This is a genomic window from Streptacidiphilus fuscans, assembly GCF_015690355.1.
In the GTDB taxonomy this organism is placed as follows: domain Bacteria; phylum Actinomycetota; class Actinomycetes; order Streptomycetales; family Streptomycetaceae; genus Streptacidiphilus; species Streptacidiphilus fuscans.
On the sequence record NZ_JADPRT010000011.1, the window covers coordinates 198,796 to 214,900 of the forward strand.

A 16,105-nucleotide genomic window follows, 5' to 3' on the forward strand; every position below is an offset into this window, starting at 1 on the left:
GTGAGAGCCTGACAGCACCGACCACTGCCGGGTACTGCACGTCCACGAGAGAGAAGCACATGCGCGCCACAGTCATCCACGGACCCAACGACATCCGCGTGGAGGAGGTCCCCGACCCGGTGGTGCGCAAGTCCACCGACGCGGTGGTGCGGACCGTCCTCGCCTGCATCTGCGGCAGCGACCTGTGGGCCTACCGCGGCGTCGCCGCGCGCGAGCCGGGACAGCGGATCGGGCACGAGTTCCTGGGCGTGGTCGAGGCCGTCGGCGCTGACGTCCGCGACGTGAAGCCGGGCGACCTGGTCGTCGCGCCGTTCGTCTGGTCCGACGGCGTCTGCGAGTTCTGCGCCGAGGGCCTGCACACCTCCTGCCCGCACGGCGGCTTCTGGGGCGAGCCCGGCTCCGACGGCGGCCAGGGCGAGGCGGTCCGCGTCCCGTTCGCCGACGGCACGCTGGTCAAGCTCCCGGCTGACGCCCAGTCGGATCCCCGGCTGCTGACCGCGATGCTGGCGCTGTCCGACGTCATGTCCACCGGCCACCACGCCGCGCTCGCGGCGGGCGTCCGCCCGGGCGCGACGGTCGCCGTCGTCGGCGACGGCGCGGTCGGCCTCTGCGGCGTCCTCGCCGCGAAGCGCCTCGGCGCGGACCGGATCATCGCCATGGGCCGCCACGAGGCCCGCACGGCCATCGCCCGCACCTTCGGCGCGACGGACATCGTCGCGGAGCGGGGCGACGACGCGGTCGCGGCGGTCCAGGAGCTGACGGGCGGCGTCGGCGCCCACGCGGTCCTCGAGGCCGTCGGCACGGAGCAGTCCATGCGCACCGCCATCTCCATCGCCCGCGACGGCGGCGCGGTCGGCTACGTCGGCGTCCCGCACGGCGGCAGCGCGGGCGTGGACATCAGCCAGATGTTCAACCGCAACGTCGCGCTGCGGGGCGGGGTGGCCCCGGCCCGCGCATACATCCCGGAGCTGCTCGCCGACGTGCTCGACGGCACGATCGACCCGTCCCCGGTGTTCGACGCGGAGGTCGGCCTGGCCGGCGTGCCGGACGGTTACAAGTCGATGGACGAGCGCACGGCGCTGAAGGTGAAGATCACCTTCTGATTTCGTTCAGGCAGGTAGTTGCAACTCCTAGGGGCGCGGGGCTCAACTGATATGCGGCTCCGCCGCGTGGGCGCGACAAGCCACCGGCATGCGGATGGTCCTCAATGAGCAGGGCCATCCGCGCAGGGTGGTTGCTCGCGCAGTTCCTCGCGCCCCTGTGGGTAGTCACCTACCGGAAGGCATCCTGTCCGGTGAGCGTCTTGCCGATGACGAGCTGGTGCATCTCGACCGTGCCTTCGTAAGTGAGCACCGACTCAAGGTTGTTGGCGTGCCGCATGATCGGGTACTCGTAGCTGATCCCGTTCGCGCCCAGAATGGTCCGCGCCGTGCGCGCGATCTGGATCGCCTCGCGGACGTTGTTGAGCTTGCCGTAGCTGACCTGCTCGGGACGCAGCGTGCCTGCGTCCATGCGGTTGCCGAGGTGCAGGGCGAGCAGCAGGCCCTTGTTCAGCTCCAACGACATGTCCGCCAGCTTCGCCTGGGTGAGCTGGAATGCGCCCAGCGGCTTGCCGAACTGCTCGCGGGTGATGCTGTACTCGCGTGCCGTCTCCAGGCAGCTGCGCGCGGCGCCCAGCGCGCCCCAGACGATGCCGTAGCGGGCCTGGTTCAGGCAGGACAGCGGGCCCTTCAGGCCCCGGACCTCCGGGAAGACCGCGTCCTGTGGCAGCCGCACGTTGTCCAGCACCAGCTCGCTGGTGACCGACGCCCGCAGCGAGCCCTTGTGCTTGATCTCCGGTGCCGAGAACCCCGGCGTGTCCGTCGGCACGACGAACCCGCGGATGCCGTCCTCGGTCTGCGCCCAGACCACCGCGACCCCGGCCACCGCGCCGTTGGTGATCCACATCTTGCGTCCGTTGAGGACCCAGTCCGAGCCGTCGCGCTTCGCCGCCGTCCGCATCGACGCGGGGTCGGAGCCGTGGTCCGGCTCGGTCAGGCCGAAGCAGCCGATGACCTCGCCCGAGGCCATCCGCGGCAGCCACGCCTGCTTCTGCTCCTCGGAGCCCCAGCGGTGGATCGCGTACATGGCCAGCGAGCCCTGGACGGAGACCAGCGAGCGCAGCCCGGAGTCCGCCGCCTCCAGCTCCAGGCAGGCGAGGCCGTACTGCACGGCGCTCGCGCCCGCGCAGCCGTAGCCGTGCAGGTGCATGCCGAGCGCGCCGATCGAGCCGAGCTCGCGGGCGAGTTCGCGGATCGTGGGCAGCTCGCCCGCTTCGTACCAGTCGGCGATGTGCGGCAGGACCCGGTCCGCGCACCACTCGCGGACGGTGTCGCGGACCGCGAGGTCCTCCGCGCTGAGCAGGTCGTCGAAACCGAGCGGGTCACGGGGGTCCAGAGCAGGGCTCATGCTGATTCCTCGGTGGTGGCGGTGGTGGAGAGCGGTTCGGAACGCGGGGCGGTGAGCCAGGCGCGTACGGCGTCATTGTGCTCGCCGAGACGCGGCGGGGCGACGGGTTGACGGACCGGTGTCGCGGTCAGGGTGAGCGGGCTGCGGACCTGCGGGACGCGGCCCTCGCCGACGCCCGCGACCGGCGCGAGGCCCAGCGCGTCGGCGAGCGCGAACGCGCCGGCCAGGTCGTTGACCGGGCCGCACGGGATTCCGGCGGCGGTGAGCAGCGTCTGCCACTCGGCCGCGCCGTGCGCGGTCAGCGCGGCCTCCAGGGCCGAGACCAGTGCCGCACGGTTGCGGACCCGCTCCGCGTTGGTCGCGAAGCGCGGGTCCTCGGCCAGGCCGGGCGCGCCGAGCGTCTTGGCGAAGGCGCGGAACTGGCCGTCGTTGCCGCAGGCGACCGCGAGGAGTTCGCCGTTCGCGCAGTGCAGCGTCTCGTAGGGGGCGATGCTCGGGTGCTGGTTGCCCATCCGGCCGGGCGCGCGGCCGGTGGCGAGGAAGCCGGACGCCTGGTTGGCCAGCGAACCGAGCAGGCTGGAGAGGAGGTTGACCTCCACGTGCTGGCCCTGGCCGGTCCGGTCCCGGTGCCGCAGCGCGGCCAGGATCGCGGCGACCGCGTCCTTCGAGGTCAGCACGTCGACGAGGGCGACGCCGACCTTGTGCGGATCGCCGTCGGCCGTGCCGGTGATGCTCATCAGGCCGCCGACGGCCTGGACCACGAAGTCGTAGCCGGGGAGCGCGCTGCCGGTGCCGAACCCGGTGATCGAGCAGTAGACCAGCCCCGGGTTGGCGGCCAGCGCGGACGCCTGGTCGAGCCCGTAGCGGGCCAGCGATCCGGGCTTGAAGTTCTCGATCAGGATGTCGGCGCGGGCGGCCAGCTCCCGGGCGAGCGCGGCGTCGTCCGGGTCGCCGAGGTCCAGGGTGATGCCGCGCTTGGTGCGGTTGGCGGTGTCGAAGTAGGCGGCGGTGCCGTCGACGAACGGCGGTCCCCAGGCACGGGTGTCGTCCCCGGCTCCGGGGCGCTCGACCTTGACCACGGTCGCGCCCAGGTCGGCGAGGGTGGCCGCGGCGAGCGGACCGGCCAGTACGCGGCTGAAGTCGGCCACGAGCACGCCGTCGAGCGGTGCGGGTGCTGTCGGCGTTGTCATACCGCCATGCTTGCAAGATCGAAACGGACCGAGGAATAGGCCCGGGTGGTGAGAAGCGTTACCTGGACACGCCTACGCGTCCATAGCCACGGCCGGGCGCCGAACCGGCCCCGTGGCAGCCCGGCCGAGCCGTGGACGGTCGTCCGGCGTGTCGGTGCGGGGCACTACGCTGGCGGTAGGGCTGAGAGAAAGGTGTGTGGCATCGTGACCGCAGTCGAAACCGGTCTGCTCGACACCTTCGGGCGTCGCGCGGTTGACCTGCGTGTCTCGTTGACCGACCGCTGCAACCTGCGCTGCACCTACTGCATGCCCGAGGAGGGCCTGCAGTGGCTCGCCAAGGACACGCTGCTGACGGACGAGGAGATCGTCCGCCTGGTCGGCATCGCCGTCGGCGAGCTGGGCGTGCGCGAGGTCCGCTTCACCGGCGGCGAGCCCCTGCTGCGTCCCGGGATCGTCGGCATAGTCGCCGCGTGCGCGCAGCTGACGCCACGCCCCGAGCTGTCGCTCACGACCAACGGCATCGCCCTGGCCCGCACCGCGCAGGCGCTGCGTGACGCCGGGCTCGACCGGGTCAACGTCTCCGTCGACACCCTCGACCCGGCCACCTTCAAGACGCTCACCCGCCGCGACCGCCTCGACGACGTCCACGCGGGCCTGGCCGCGGCGGAGGCGGTGGGCCTGCGCCCGGTCAAGCTCAACGCCGTGCTGATGCGCGGCGTCAACGACCACGAGGCGGCCGACCTGCTCGCCTACGCGGTCGAGCACGGCTACGAGCTGCGCTTCATCGAGCAGATGCCGCTGGACGCCCAGCACGGCTGGGGCCGCTCGAAGATGATCACGGCGGAGGAGATCCTGGAGCGCCTGTCGGCCCGCTTCACGCTGACCCCCGAGCCGGACGAGCGGCGCGGCGCGGCCCCGGCCGAGCGCTGGCTGGTCGACGGCGGTCCAGTGCGGGTCGGTGTGATCGCCAGCGTCACCCGCCCGTTCTGCCGGGCATGCGACCGCACGCGGCTCACCGCCGACGGTCAGATCCGCAACTGCCTCTTCGCGACGGAAGAAACGGATCTGCGGGGCGCGCTGCGCGCGGGCGCGGGGGACGTGGAGGTCGCGGAGCTGTGGCGCAAGGCGATGTGGGGCAAGAAGGCCGGCGCCGGCATCGACGATCCCACCTTCCACCAGCCGGACCGACCGATGTCTGCCATCGGGGGCTGAGAGCAGAGGGACCACCCTGTGTGGATGGCCCTGCTCGTTCGGTGCTCTACCTGGCAGGGTGGCTTGTGCGCCCACGCGGCGGAGCCGCAGCTCAGCTCAGCCCCGCGCCCCTGACGGTGCAAGTCACTCTTGAGTCCACTCATCCAGCGGGACAACGTCCTTGAGAAACCCGCGCATGTCCAGAAACTGCGTCAGGTACTCGCGGTGCTCATCGCACGCCAGCCACGTCTTCCTGCGGTCGGGCGTGTGCAGCTTGGGGTTGTTCCAGGCCAGGACCCAGACCGCGGCGGCGCGGCAGCCCTTGGCGGAGCAGATGGGGGCGTCGGTGGTGCTCATGCGCCACACCCTAATGGCGATGCCGGGCAGCCACGGGGGGAGCCGCCCGGCATCGGTCCGTCGCTCCGACGGGGGACGCGGAGCGCGTGAGCAGTATGGCATGTAACTCCCGGCTCCGGACCAGGGATCAGGCCAATCCGCTTGAGCAGGGCTCGACCCCGCACGTGGCCCGCTCCGTCACGAGCCCTCGCCGTCGGCGGGGGCCGACGTGCCCGCGCCGAGCATGGGCGGGGGCTGGTAGCCCACGAACGTCTCCGGCATCGACGGCGGGCCCTCGCGGCCCGCGTTGGCGAAGAGGACGGCGAAGTAGGGGATGACGGTCCCGCCGACGAGGGCGATGATCGCCGCTATCCGTGACTCGGACCAGAGCACGACCGCGAGGATGACGCAGACCGTGCGGACGGCCATCGAGATCATGTACTTGCGCTGGCGTCCCTTGACGTCCTCGGTCAGGCTCGACCGCGCACCCGTGATGCGGACCGTTTTCGACTTACCCACCCTGACTCACCTGCCCACGCCCGGCCGACCCCTCTCGCGGCCCTTCCCGTCCACCGTACGCTTCGGGCACCCCGCCGAGGAGAGGGGGGTGCCCGAAACGTCGCGTGTCGGTGCAGCCGTCGGTCAGGACGCCTGGCTCACCGAGCTCATGTGGAAGTCGGCGACCCGCACCGGCGGCATCGCCGCCCGCGTGAACCAGTCGCTCCACTCGCGCGGCAGGCACTGCTCCGTGCGGCCGACCTCGGTGATCCGGCCGAGCAGGTCCACCGGCGACTCGTTGAAGCGGAAGTTGTTCACCGCGCCGGTCACCTCGCCGTTCTCGACGAGGTAGACGCCGTCCCGGGTGAGGCCGGTCAACAGCAGCGTGGCCGGGTCCACCTCGCGGATGTACCAGAGGCAGGTCAGCAGCAGGCCGCGCTCGGTGCGGGCGATCATCTCGTCCAGCGTCGCGCCGTTCCGCGGCTCGGGGCCCTCGAAGACGAGGTTGTCGATCGCGGGGCGGACCGGAAGGCCCGTCAGACCGGCCGAGTGGCGGGTGGTGATCAGGTTGGCCAGCTCGCCGTCGCGGATCCAGTCGGTGGCCGTCAGCGGCAGGCCGTTGTCGAACGCCGAGGTGTCGCCGCCCGAGGCGTGCGCCACCACGAACGGCGCCGCCTCCAGTCCGGGGTAGGCCGGGTCGCTGCGCAGCGTCAGCGGCAGCTGCGTCAGCCGCTCGCCCAGCCGCGTCTTCCCGCCCGGCCTGGAGAAGACGGTGCGGCCCTCGTGGGCGTCCCGGCCGCCCGCCGACCAGGTCATGTAGATCATCAGGTCGGCCAGCGCGGACGGCGGCAGCAAGGTCTCGTACCGGCCCGCCGGTAGGTCGACGCTCCGCTCGGCCCAGCCGAGCCGCTGCGTCAGCTGCTGCTCCAGGGCGGCCACGTCCACGTCGCGGAAGTCGTGGGTCGCCGCGCCGGTCCAGGCGGAGGCGGAGAGGTCGGCGGTCTTGGCGTTGAGCTCCAGGGTGCCGCTCGGCTGGTCGTGGCGGAGCCGGATGCCGGTGGAGGTGCCCAGGTACGTCGAGGTGACGGTGTGGTGGGCGAAGCCGTAGAGCAGTCGGCCGCTCTTGCGCGAGAGCGCGAACGCCTCGCCGAGCGCGGGCGCGAACTCCGCGAAGACGTCGATGGACGTCTCGGCCGGCGCATCGGTGAAGTCGGCCGACGCGGGACCGGCCGGAGTGAGCAGCGGCTGCGCGTCCTCGGCCGGCCCGCCCGCCCGCGCGGCCTCCTCGGCGGCGCGGACCAGCGACTCCAGCTCGCCGACGGTGACCGCCTCGCGGGACACGACGCCTGCGGCGGTGCCCTCCTTGCCGTCGACGGTGGCGATCACGGTGACCGTCCGACCCCGGGTGACGCCGTTGGTGGTCAGGCTGTTCCCGGCCCACCGCAGGTTGGCGGTGGACTCCTCGTCCGCGATGACCACGCAGCCGTCCGCCCGGGACAGCTCCAGCGCCCGCTCGACCAGCTCGTGCGGCTTGACGGCGTCCGTCCGGACGGTGTTCTGACTGGTCATCAGCGCCTGGCCTCCTGCTGTGCGTCGGTCGTCATGGGTCAACGGTAGGGGGCAGGGGCGTCGTCGACACAGCTTCCGGCACGATCGGAGATCGGCGCACAGCATCCAGATAGGCGGAGACGGCGTCGAGGCTCCGGGTCAGGCACGTGACGCGTGCGGCCATCCGGTCGTGCTCCGCCTCCAGCGCGGCGATCGTGTCCGGGGTGGCGTTCGTGACGTAGATGTCCCCGGTGGCCAGGCAGGGCAGGATCTGTTTGATGACTCGGGTCGAGAGGCCGGAGTCCAACAGGCCGCGAATCTGCAGGACGCGGTCGACGCATCGCTCGTCGTAGTCGCGGTACCCGTTCGCCGAGCGCTCCGCGTCGAGCAGGCCCTGCTCCTCGTAGTACCGGAGCAGGCGGCGCTGTGTCCCGGTCCTCTCGGACAGCTCCCCGATGCGCATCAGCCACCCTCGCTTGACCTTCACACTGATGTGAGGGATTCAGCATATCGGCATGTCACCCACGTGCACCGATCTGCTGACCGAAGCCGCTGTTCCGAAGCGTGCCGAACGCCTGCGCTGGTCCCCGTTGATCGCCCTTGCCGCGGCCGCCTTTTTGGTGATCGTGACGGAGGCCTTGCCTGCGGGAGTCCTGCCGGAGATGGCGCGCAGCCTGCATGTCGGCGAATCGGCGATGGGCCAGTCGCTGACCGTCTACGCCCTGGCCACCGGGCTGTCCGCGATCCCCGTGGCCAGAGCGACGGCCTCCTGGGATCGCAAGAGGCTGCTGTTGACGGCCGTGGTGACGTTCACCCTGGCCGACGCGGTCACGACGGTGTCGTCGAGCTATCTGCTGACCATGGCGTCCCGTCTGCTCGCCGGTGTTGCCGCGGCCGTGGTCTGGGCCGAACTCGTGGGCTTCGCCAGCAGGTTGGCCCCGCCGCGGCTGCACGGCCGAGCGACCGCCGTCGCCATGGCCGGGGTGCCGCTGGCCCTGTGCCTGGGCATCCCGATGGGGACCCTGCTGGGCGGCCTCGCGGGTTGGCGGACGACCTTCGCGGCGGTGACGGTGCTCTCGGTCGCCCTGGTCGCGTGGCTGGCGGTGTCCACGCCCGGCGCTCCGGGACGTGGCCCAGGGGAGCCGGGAGGGCGGGGCATCGGGGCCCTGCGCGTTCCCGGCGTGGTGGCTGTGCTGGTCGTCACCGCGACGTATGTGCTGGCCCACAACGTGCTCTACACGTACATCGCCGCATTCCTCGACAGCCGGGGCATGGGTGGGGCCAGGGACACGGCGCTGCTGGTCCTGGGTGCGAGCTCGGTGGTCGGCATCGGCGTCACCGGCGCCCTGATCGACCGTGCGCTGCGGCAGCTCACGATCGCCAGCGTGGCACTGTTCCTCCTGGCCGCGGTGCTGCTGGCGCTGCCCGGGCGCGACCCGTTCGTCGTCTACGGAGCGACCGCCCTCTGGGGTGTGGGCTGGGGCTGCGTCTCCACCCTGCTGCCGACCGCCGTCGCCGACGCGGGAGGCGATCGTGCCCAGCCGCTCCTCGTCACCACCTGGAACACCGCCATGGGACTCGGCGGGGCAGCCGGCGGCGTGCTGCTCGGCGCGGCGGGGCCGTCGGCCTTCCCCTGGTGCGTCCTCGCGCTCCTCACTCCGGCCCTGACCGTCACGGTCGCCGCCAGGAGGCACGCCTTCCCGGTGAAGCGCTGAAGGTCTCGGGCCAATGGTGGTCGCCCGGCAGGCGCTGCCTGCTACCGCAGGCCCGCCGCCGACGACAGGTGTCGGCCCAGGTGCTCGGCGGTCGGGGTGGCCGCGTCGCGGGCGACGGTCTCCGGGGTGCCTTCGGCCACGATGTGGCCGCCGGCGTCGCCGGCGCCCGGGCCGAGGTCGACGACCCAGTCCGCGGCGGCGACGGTGCGGAGGTCGTGTTCGACCACGACGACGGTGTTGCCCGTGTCCACCAGGCGCTGCAACTGGCCGACGAGCAGGTCGATGTCTGCCGGGTGCAGACCGCTGGTGGGTTCGTCCAGGAGGTACAGGCTGTGCCCGCGCGGTGCGCGCTGGAGTTCGCTCACCAGCTTGATGCGCTGCGCCTCTCCGCCCGACAGCGTGGTGGCGCCCTGGCCCAGCGTCAGGTAGCCCAGACCGATGTCGGCGAGCAGCCGCAGGATGCGGACGGCGGCCGGCACGTCGTGGAGGAAGTCCAGCGCCTCCTCGACGCTCATCGCGAGCACGTCGGCGATGGTCCGGTCGCGGTAACGCACCATCAGCGTCCCGGGGTTGTAGCGCGCGCCCGCGCAGACCGGGCACGGGGAGGTCTCCGTGGGCAGGAAGAGGAGCTCGATGCTGACGACCCCGTCGCCCAGGCAGTGCGGGCAGCGTCCCTGCGGCACGTTGAAGGAGAACCGGCTGGCGGTGTAGCCGAGTTCGCGGGCGCTGGGCTGGGCGGCGAACAGCTTGCGGACGCTGTCGAACAGGCCCGTGTAGGTGGCCAGGTTGGAGCGCGGGGTGCGCCCGATGGGCTTCTGGTCCACGACCACCAGCCGGTCGACGTGCTCCAGCCCTTCACTGGACCGCACCGTCACCCGGTCCTCGGCGAGGTCCCAGACCGGAACCCCGGCCTCCTCCTCGTCGGCGGCCTCCACCGACGAGGGGTTCCGGGCCAGGTCCTCCTCCGTCTCCTCGCCGTGCAGGTGGTCGCGGACGGTGTCCGCGAGGGCGCGCCGGACGAGGGTCGACTTGCCCGACCCGGAGACACCGGTGACCGCCGTCAGCGTGCCGAGCGGGAAACTCGCGTCCAGGTCACGGAGGTTGTGGCCGGTCACACCGAACAGCCGCAGCCAGCGCTGCGGCTGCCGGGGCTTCTCCGGCCCGGGCACGGCGGGCGCGGTCGACGCGAGGTAGCGGGCGGTCACCGACTCGCGCGCCTCGTCCAGGCGCTGCGCGGGCCCGTTGTGGAGGACGCGCCCGCCGTGGCGGCCCGCGCCCGGCCCCATGTCGACGATCCAGTCGGCCGACGCGAGTACCTGCGCGTTGTGCTCCACCACGAAGACGCTGTTCCCGGCACGCCGCAGCCGCCGCAGGGCGGTCAGCAGCAGCTCCGTGTCGGCGGCGTGCAGGCCCGCCGAGGGCTCGTCCAGGACGTACAGCACCCCGAACAGGCCGCTGCGGAGCTGGGTGGCCAGGTGCAGCCGCTGGAGTTCGCCGCTGGAGAGGGTGGACGTCGCGCGTCCCGTCGCGAGATAGCCCAGGCCCAGGTCGACGAGCGTGCCCAACTGCTCCTGCAGACCGCCGATCAGCGCGTGCGCGGCCTGCCGCCGCTCGGCGGGCAGCGCCAGGGTGTCGGGGTGGTCGCGCGCGGCCGTAAGGAAGGCCGAGAGCTGCGTCAGCGGCATCGAGGTGGCGACCGAGATGTCCTGCCCGGCGATCGTCACCGCCAGCGCCTCCGGGTTGAGCCGCTTTCCGTGGCAGGTCGGGCAGACCTCGTCCGTCATGAACGAGGCGGCCTTCGCCCGCAGATGCGCCGCCTTGGAGGTGGCGAAGGTGTGCAGCACCCACCTGCGCGGGCTCATGTAGGTGCCCTGGTAGGAGCGTTGGACCCGGTGCGCCTCGCGGATCGGGTGCACCGTGACCGTGGGCTGCTCGTCGGTGGTCAGCAGCCACTCGCGGCGGGCGGCGGGCAGGGTACGGAACGGCACGTCGACGTCCACGCCGAGTTCGGCGAGGATGTCGCGGTAGTTCTTGCCCTGCCAGGCGCCGGGCCAGGCCGCGACGGCGCCTTCCCGGATGCTCAGCGAGTCGTCGCCGACGAGCTTGCTCTCGTCGACGGTGTGCAGACGCCCCAGGCCCGAGCAGGTCCGGCACGCGCCGACCGCCGTGTTCGGCGAGAAGCTGTCCGAGTCCAGCGGCGCGGCGTCCCGGGGGAACGTTCCGGCCAGGTCCTCGGGCGTCCGGCCCGCCGGGTAGGTACCGGCGCGGGAGTACAGCATCCGCAGCACGTTGGAGACCCGGCTCACCGTGCCCACCGTCGACCGTGTGCTGCCCCCGCTGTGCTGCTGCCGCAGCGCGACGGCGGGCGGCAGCCCGGTGATCTCGCCGACCCGGGGCGCTGCGCCCTGGTCGATCAGCCTGCGCGCGTACGGCGCGACGGACTCGAGGTAGCGCTGCTGGGCCTCGGCGTAGATGGTGGCGAAGGCCAGCGACGACTTCCCTGACCCCGACACCCCGGTGAAGGCCACCACCCGGTCCCGCGGCACGTCCACGTCGACGTGCCGCAGATTGTGCTCCGCGGCGCCCCGAACCCTGATCAGCCCGTCGTCAGCGGCATCCATGCCTGAAATCTAGCCGCGCCTTCAGGGCGGCGCGCTACGGGCGGCCGGTTGCCGTGCCCCTCGCCACAGAAGGTCGAGGTCGTCGACAGGAGAGCGCACGATGAGCCCTCCGACGGTCAGCTCGTGCCGCTCGTCTGTGCAGCGAGACTGCCTTCCGGGCCAGGGCATTCGACATTTCTCCTTCCGACGGTGGGTGCGAGGCGGGCGTCAGCTTGCCGGGCCGTCGTCCGGGTCGGGGGAGTAGGGCGGGATGGTCCAGCGAAGGACGGTCCTGCCGGCGAGGGATTCGAGGGTGGCCGGGTAGACCTGTCCGTATGCGCGTTCACCGCGGTGGCGCATGGAGTGGTCGCCGGGGTCCCAGCCGATGCCGAGCACCGGACAGCCACCGACCTCGGCGACGCCCGACAGCAGAGGGTGGCTCCAGCCGGCCCGGTTCAATCGGTGGTAGTCGGTGTGGGCGTTGACCGCGATCATCAGGCCCTTCCCGGGGCCGTCGCGAAGCCACGTCCGGAGCTTCTCTGCGAGTGCCTCCGCCTGGGGCAGCGGCAGGTCCAGCCACCCGCGCGGGCCGTATCCACCGTGGTGCCGAGGGACGCGTTCACCGCCGAACTCGGCGTGAACATCGCCTTCGTACTTGCCCCAGTAGGTGACGTCGGCCAGGCCGTCGATGGACTCTCTGTCCAGCCCGCTGAAGCCGTCGAGGGCCCGCGCGTCGCCGAGCACCATGCCGCACCGGTCCACCGGCAGGTCGCCCAGCACGAGCGGACCCGCCCCACGGTCCTCGGGCCACGGCAGACCCAGGTCGACCTCGAGGACCGAGATCGTCGGCTCGCCGTCGAACGGCGAGGGTGAGGTGAGTGCCCGTATCTGGAGCGGCTGATGCACGGCTGCTCGCACGACGATCGCCTCACCGCTCCACGGGCGGGGCTCTCCGTCCGCAGGCTCGTAGAGATGGGCGCCACCCGACTCCACAGCCGCGAAGGCGCGCTCGGACAGCGATCGGCCGGTCTCGGGCCAGAAATCGACCCAGGCCGCCATGCCCAGCACAAGCACACCCGAGGGAGCCGCCACGGCCCCGAGATCGACATAGCTCTCAGTCACCCGCCGATTGAAGCCGTCTCAGGCTCCGCGATCAAGCCGGCCAGGAGCCCTGTGTGCCACTGGTAGTCACCGACACCCGGCTCGATCCAGTTCAGGGGCAGCAAGTTGGGAAGTGCTACGGCGCGAACGGTCGAAGGTCGGCGCCCGGTCGCGTCGGCGCTTTGAATCGGCTCTCGAACCACCCGAAGCCGATTGGGGCATCCGGGCAGGCCGCCCGGAACTAACACGTTGTCGGTCCGTCCGATGTAGGTAAACCGTTCGCGGATGGGCGTCGGCGGCCTTCCCTCATGGGGTCTTTGTGGGGGCGGGCTGTCGGCGGACTGCTCGTGCGTGGGTCATCAGGGTGAGCGTGCTGTGGGGAGCCTGGTCGTCGATCACAGGTGTCGGCCCTGTGGACGCGGTGGGCCACGGCTTCGCATGCAGTGCCGAGGGTCTACGGGCGGTAAGGGGGTTCGAGGTGGCCGGGGTTGGCGAGGGTCTCGTCGGCGATGGCGTCGATGAAGGCCGCGGTGATGGGGTCGGGTCGGGTTCGGGTGTAGACGCTGAGCGGCCGAAGCACCGGCGGGCTTGGTTCGGCGAGCGATCCGTCGAAGTGTGCGGGGATGACGTTGCCGGGCACGAGGGTGATGCCGAGGCCTGCTCGGGCGAGGTTGAGTGCGGAGCTGGACTGCTCGGTGCGTACGGCGGCGTGCGGGGTGAAGCCGGCGGACTGGCAGGCCGCGTCGAGGATGTCGGCGAGTCCGCTGGGCGGGGTGAAGTGGACCCAGGGGGAGTCGGCGAGTTCGCCTAGTTCGACGGTGCGGCGAGGTTCCGGGAAGGCGCCGGGCGGGCCGGCGAGCCAAAATGCCTCGGCGCCGATCTCGCGCAGTGGCCCCGTCCAGTCGGGGGGTGTTGGTCCGACCGCGACATCGGCGCGGCCCGCTTCCATGGCGGCGATGAGGTCGTCGGTGTGCCGGAACTCGACGAGGCGGACGGCGACATCGGGGTAGGTGGTGCGCCACGCTTTCAGGGCGGCGGGGAGGATGCCCACGCTGAGGGAGTAGAGGGTGCCGACGTGCAGTTCGCCGGCGTCGACGCCGGCGGCGCGCAGGCCGGCGGTGCGGGCGCGTTCGGCGTGGGCGAGGCTGGCGCGGGCGTGTGGAAGGACGATGCGGCCGGCTGGGGTGAGTCGCACGCCGCGGGTGAGGCGTTCCAGCAGCGGCCCGCCGAGCTGGCGTTCCAGGCTCTGGATCTGGTTGGACAGGCCCGGTTGGCTCACGTGCAGGTCGGCGGCGGCCTGGGTGAAGGATCCGGTGTCGACGACGGCGACGAAGTACTCCAGCTGGCGCAGCGAGACTGTCATTCATCCAAGTTATCGGAGTCAGACTAGACATTTCTTGGACTGATGGCTTCCTGCTGGTCACGCTTGAGCCATGGATACCGAACAGACCCGGATTCTCGCTCACCCCCGGCCCGTCCGCCCGTTCGCGCGCGCCGCCGTCGGCATCGCCCTCATCGCCGCGGTCACGGCCGGGGCCGCTGCCTGCGGTACCGGCACGACCGCCGCCGCTGCGCCCGGCAGCTCGGCCGCGCCCGTCGGCTTGAGCTCCTCGCAGACTTCCCTGCGCGGGCCCGACCCCTATGCCTACCTTCCGAAGGTGCCCGCCTTCCGTCTCACGAGCACGACGGTGCGCAACGGACAGCCGCTCCCGGCCGCACAGCTGTCGAAGATGTTCAAGGTGCCCGGCGGCCAGGACATCTCGCCGCAGTTGACCTGGTCGGGCTTCCCGAAGGCCACGAAGAGCTTCGTGGTCTCGATGTACGACCCGCAGGCACCCACCGGCAGCGGCTTCTGGCACTGGGTCGTCATCGACATCCCCGCCACGACGACCTCGCTGCTGCTCGATGCGGGCGCGCCGAGCAGCCGGACCCTGCCGCCCGGCGCTGTGCAGCTGGCGGACGACGCGGGTGTCCACCAGTACGTCGGCGGCGCCCCGCCCGCCGGCAGCGGCACGCACGACTACTACATCACCGTCACGGCCCTGGACGTGTCCGCGACCGGCCTGCCCAGCACGGCCAGCCCCGCCTACGCCGGCTTCGCCATCGGCCCGCACACCCTCGCCCGCGCCACCATCGTCTGCCCGACCCGAGCGTCGGGCAGCTGACTCCTCTTCACGAAGGCATGACCATGGACGCGATCAACGTTCTCGCGCTGCACGGCTACCACGGCAGCGCCCAGATCCTGCGCCGCCAGCTCCACCCCGTGGCCGCCGCCCTGCCGGCCACGATCAACCTCACCTACGTCGACGCACCCTCCCTCTCGCGCGGTGACTTCGGCTGGTGGCACGAGGGATTCAGCGGGTGGGAGCGCACCCGCGACTGGGTGATCGACCTCGCCGCCCGTCAGCACTTCCACGGCGTCATCGGGTTCAGCCAGGGCGCCGCCCTGGCTGGCCTGCTGACGGCCGTCCAGGAGACGGCCCCGGACCCCGGCGCGGAGGAAGCAGGCAGGAGGCTGGGATTCGGCTTTGCCGTCATGATCGGCGGGTTCACCAGCGACGCCCCTCAGCACGGACAGCTCTTCACCCGGCCGCTGACCACTGCCTCGCTGCACGTGACCGGCGCGGCGGACTCGATCGTGCCGATGCGCGACTCGCTGCGCCTGGCCGACCGGTTCGCGGACCCGGTCGTGCTGCGGCACGGCGGCGGCCACGTCATCCCCGCCGATCGCGAGGTCGTCGGCCGCATCGTGGACTTCGTCTCCGGGCAGGCCGCCTCTCGGCTTGGCGCGTCGGCCCGGAGCGGTGGGCGGGGCGATGCATGAGGAGTGGGTCGAGACCCCGGTCGGGCGGGCGCGCGTGGACTGGTTCCCCGCCGCTCACCACCGGGCGACGCTGGTGCTCGGCCACGGCACCGCCACCGGCGTGGAGGCGGCCGACCTCCAGGCCCTGGCGCACGCATTGCCCGCGCGCGGCGTCACGGTCGCACTGGTGACCCAGCCCTACCGGATCGAGCACAACCCGTCGGTGGCCGATCCCGCCTCCCTCGACCGGGCGTGGGCGGCGGTGTGGGCCCGAATCACCGCGGTGACCAGTCCAGGGCCCGTCATCGCGGGCGGGCGCAGTGCGGGATCGCAGGTGGTGTGCCGGACCGCCAAGGAATTGGGTGCCGCCGCTGCCCTGGTGCTGGCCTATCCGGTGCGCGGTCCCGGCAGTCCTGGTGAACTGGCCTCGGTCACACTGCCGACACTGGTGGTGCAAGGGGGCCGCGATCCGTTCGGCACCGCGGCCGAACTACCGGCGCTGCCCGGGCACATGACGGTGGTCGAAATCCCCCGGGCGGATCACATGTTCCTCGCGTCCTCGGACTCGGCCTCGCGAGGCAACCTTGAGGCGGTCGTGACCTCGGTCGCAGTCTGGCTCGATGCCGTCCTTGGCACCGCAGGAGGACAAAGGTAGGAAGGGCTACGTTCCGTCCG

At 71.9% G+C, this 16,105-nt stretch carries 15 protein-coding genes; 6 read left to right on the top strand and 9 right to left on the bottom strand.

What is annotated here, in order from left to right; translation table 11 throughout:
* Positions 1-59: 59 nt before the first annotated feature.
* Positions 60-1,103 (top strand): zinc-dependent alcohol dehydrogenase family protein, encoded by a 1,044-nt coding sequence (locus tag I2501_RS25315; protein ID WP_196196496.1) that lies wholly within the window; start codon positions 60-62, stop codon positions 1,101-1,103.
* Between the two features lie 169 nt (positions 1,104-1,272).
* Here the strand turns inward: I2501_RS25315 and I2501_RS25320 are convergent, their stop codons facing one another.
* Positions 1,273-2,448: an acyl-CoA dehydrogenase family protein gene (locus tag I2501_RS25320; RefSeq protein ID WP_196196497.1), complete on the bottom strand. Its 1,176-nt coding sequence runs from the start codon at positions 2,446-2,448 to the stop codon at positions 1,273-1,275.
* The gene (locus I2501_RS25325; RefSeq protein WP_196196498.1) at positions 2,445-3,638 is read right to left on the bottom strand and encodes a CaiB/BaiF CoA transferase family protein; all 1,194 of its coding nucleotides are present in this window, start codon (positions 3,636-3,638) and stop codon (positions 2,445-2,447) included. The genes I2501_RS25320 and I2501_RS25325 overlap by 4 nt, the downstream gene beginning before the upstream one ends.
* Positions 3,639-3,842: 204 nt before the next feature.
* Here I2501_RS25325 and moaA point away from each other — a divergent pair, with 204 nt between their 5' ends.
* Positions 3,843-4,850: a GTP 3',8-cyclase MoaA gene (moaA, locus tag I2501_RS25330; RefSeq protein WP_328806612.1), complete on the top strand. Its 1,008-nt coding sequence runs from the start codon at positions 3,843-3,845 to the stop codon at positions 4,848-4,850.
* Positions 4,851-4,973: 123 nt separating this feature from the next.
* Here the strand turns inward: moaA and I2501_RS25335 are convergent, their stop codons facing one another.
* The 4 genes from I2501_RS25335 to I2501_RS25350 form a co-directional block, all read right to left on the bottom strand.
* Positions 4,974-5,186, bottom strand: coding sequence for a hypothetical protein (locus I2501_RS25335; RefSeq protein WP_196196500.1), 213 nt, complete (start codon positions 5,184-5,186; stop codon positions 4,974-4,976).
* 177 nt (positions 5,187-5,363) lie between these two features.
* Positions 5,364-5,684, bottom strand: a complete 321-nt coding sequence (locus I2501_RS25340; RefSeq protein ID WP_196196501.1) for a DUF3099 domain-containing protein — start codon at positions 5,682-5,684, stop codon at positions 5,364-5,366.
* 123 nt (positions 5,685-5,807) lie between these two features.
* Complete coding sequence (locus tag I2501_RS25345; RefSeq protein ID WP_196196502.1) at positions 5,808-7,232, bottom strand: metallopeptidase TldD-related protein; 1,425 nt, start codon at positions 7,230-7,232, stop codon at positions 5,808-5,810.
* 31 nt (positions 7,233-7,263) lie between these two features.
* Positions 7,264-7,674: a MerR family transcriptional regulator gene (locus I2501_RS25350; RefSeq protein ID WP_196196503.1), complete on the bottom strand. Its 411-nt coding sequence runs from the start codon at positions 7,672-7,674 to the stop codon at positions 7,264-7,266.
* Positions 7,675-7,726: 52 nt separating this feature from the next.
* Here I2501_RS25350 and I2501_RS25355 point away from each other — a divergent pair, with 52 nt between their 5' ends.
* Positions 7,727-8,926, top strand: coding sequence for an MFS transporter (locus tag I2501_RS25355; RefSeq protein ID WP_196196504.1), 1,200 nt, complete (start codon positions 7,727-7,729; stop codon positions 8,924-8,926).
* 41 nt (positions 8,927-8,967) lie between these two features.
* Here I2501_RS25355 and I2501_RS25360 read toward each other — a convergent pair whose 3' ends face one another.
* From I2501_RS25360 to I2501_RS25370, 3 genes are all read right to left on the bottom strand, one after another.
* The gene (locus tag I2501_RS25360) at positions 8,968-11,547 is read right to left on the bottom strand and encodes an excinuclease ABC subunit UvrA (protein WP_196196505.1); all 2,580 of its coding nucleotides are present in this window, start codon (positions 11,545-11,547) and stop codon (positions 8,968-8,970) included.
* 207 nt (positions 11,548-11,754) lie between these two features.
* Positions 11,755-12,648 (bottom strand): hypothetical protein, encoded by an 894-nt coding sequence (locus I2501_RS25365; protein ID WP_196196506.1) that lies wholly within the window; start codon positions 12,646-12,648, stop codon positions 11,755-11,757.
* A 433-nt stretch (positions 12,649-13,081) separates the two neighbouring features.
* Positions 13,082-13,990 carry a LysR family transcriptional regulator gene (locus tag I2501_RS25370; protein WP_196196507.1) on the bottom strand — a complete coding sequence of 303 codons (909 nt, stop codon included), beginning with the start codon at positions 13,988-13,990 and terminating at the stop codon, positions 13,082-13,084.
* A gap of 70 nt (positions 13,991-14,060) precedes the next feature.
* On the opposite strand from I2501_RS25370, the gene I2501_RS25375 reads away from it, so the two are divergent.
* From I2501_RS25375 to I2501_RS25385, 3 genes are read left to right on the top strand one after another with little or no spacing between them, the layout of a single operon-like run.
* Complete coding sequence (locus I2501_RS25375) at positions 14,061-14,792, top strand: YbhB/YbcL family Raf kinase inhibitor-like protein (protein ID WP_196196508.1); 732 nt, start codon at positions 14,061-14,063, stop codon at positions 14,790-14,792.
* Positions 14,793-14,815: 23 nt separating this feature from the next.
* Entirely contained in the window at positions 14,816-15,451 is a 636-nt protein-coding gene (locus I2501_RS25380) for an alpha/beta hydrolase family protein (protein ID WP_196196509.1), read from the top strand.
* A 34-nt stretch (positions 15,452-15,485) separates the two neighbouring features.
* Positions 15,486-16,085, top strand: a complete 600-nt coding sequence (locus I2501_RS25385) for an alpha/beta hydrolase family protein (protein WP_328806613.1) — start codon at positions 15,486-15,488, stop codon at positions 16,083-16,085.
* Positions 16,086-16,105 lie beyond the last annotated feature (20 nt).

Coding starts and splice junctions, on each gene's coding strand:
- I2501_RS25315 (WP_196196496.1), top strand. CDS start 60: ATGCGCGCCACAGTCATCCACGGACCCAACGACATCCGCGTGGAGGAG.
- I2501_RS25320 (WP_196196497.1), bottom strand. CDS start 2,448: ATGAGCCCTGCTCTGGACCCCCGTGACCCGCTCGGTTTCGACGACCTG.
- I2501_RS25325 (WP_196196498.1), bottom strand. CDS start 3,638: ATGACAACGCCGACAGCACCCGCACCGCTCGACGGCGTGCTCGTGGCC.
- I2501_RS25335 (WP_196196500.1), bottom strand. CDS start 5,186: ATGAGCACCACCGACGCCCCCATCTGCTCCGCCAAGGGCTGCCGCGCC.
- I2501_RS25345 (WP_196196502.1), bottom strand. CDS start 7,232: ATGACCAGTCAGAACACCGTCCGGACGGACGCCGTCAAGCCGCACGAG.
- I2501_RS25350 (WP_196196503.1), bottom strand. CDS start 7,674: ATGCGCATCGGGGAGCTGTCCGAGAGGACCGGGACACAGCGCCGCCTG.
- I2501_RS25355 (WP_196196504.1), top strand. CDS start 7,727: ATGTCACCCACGTGCACCGATCTGCTGACCGAAGCCGCTGTTCCGAAG.
- I2501_RS25360 (WP_196196505.1), bottom strand. CDS start 11,547: ATGGATGCCGCTGACGACGGGCTGATCAGGGTTCGGGGCGCCGCGGAG.
- I2501_RS25370 (WP_196196507.1), bottom strand. CDS start 13,990: ATGACAGTCTCGCTGCGCCAGCTGGAGTACTTCGTCGCCGTCGTCGAC.
- I2501_RS25375 (WP_196196508.1), top strand. CDS start 14,061: ATGGATACCGAACAGACCCGGATTCTCGCTCACCCCCGGCCCGTCCGC.
- I2501_RS25380 (WP_196196509.1), top strand. CDS start 14,816: ATGGACGCGATCAACGTTCTCGCGCTGCACGGCTACCACGGCAGCGCC.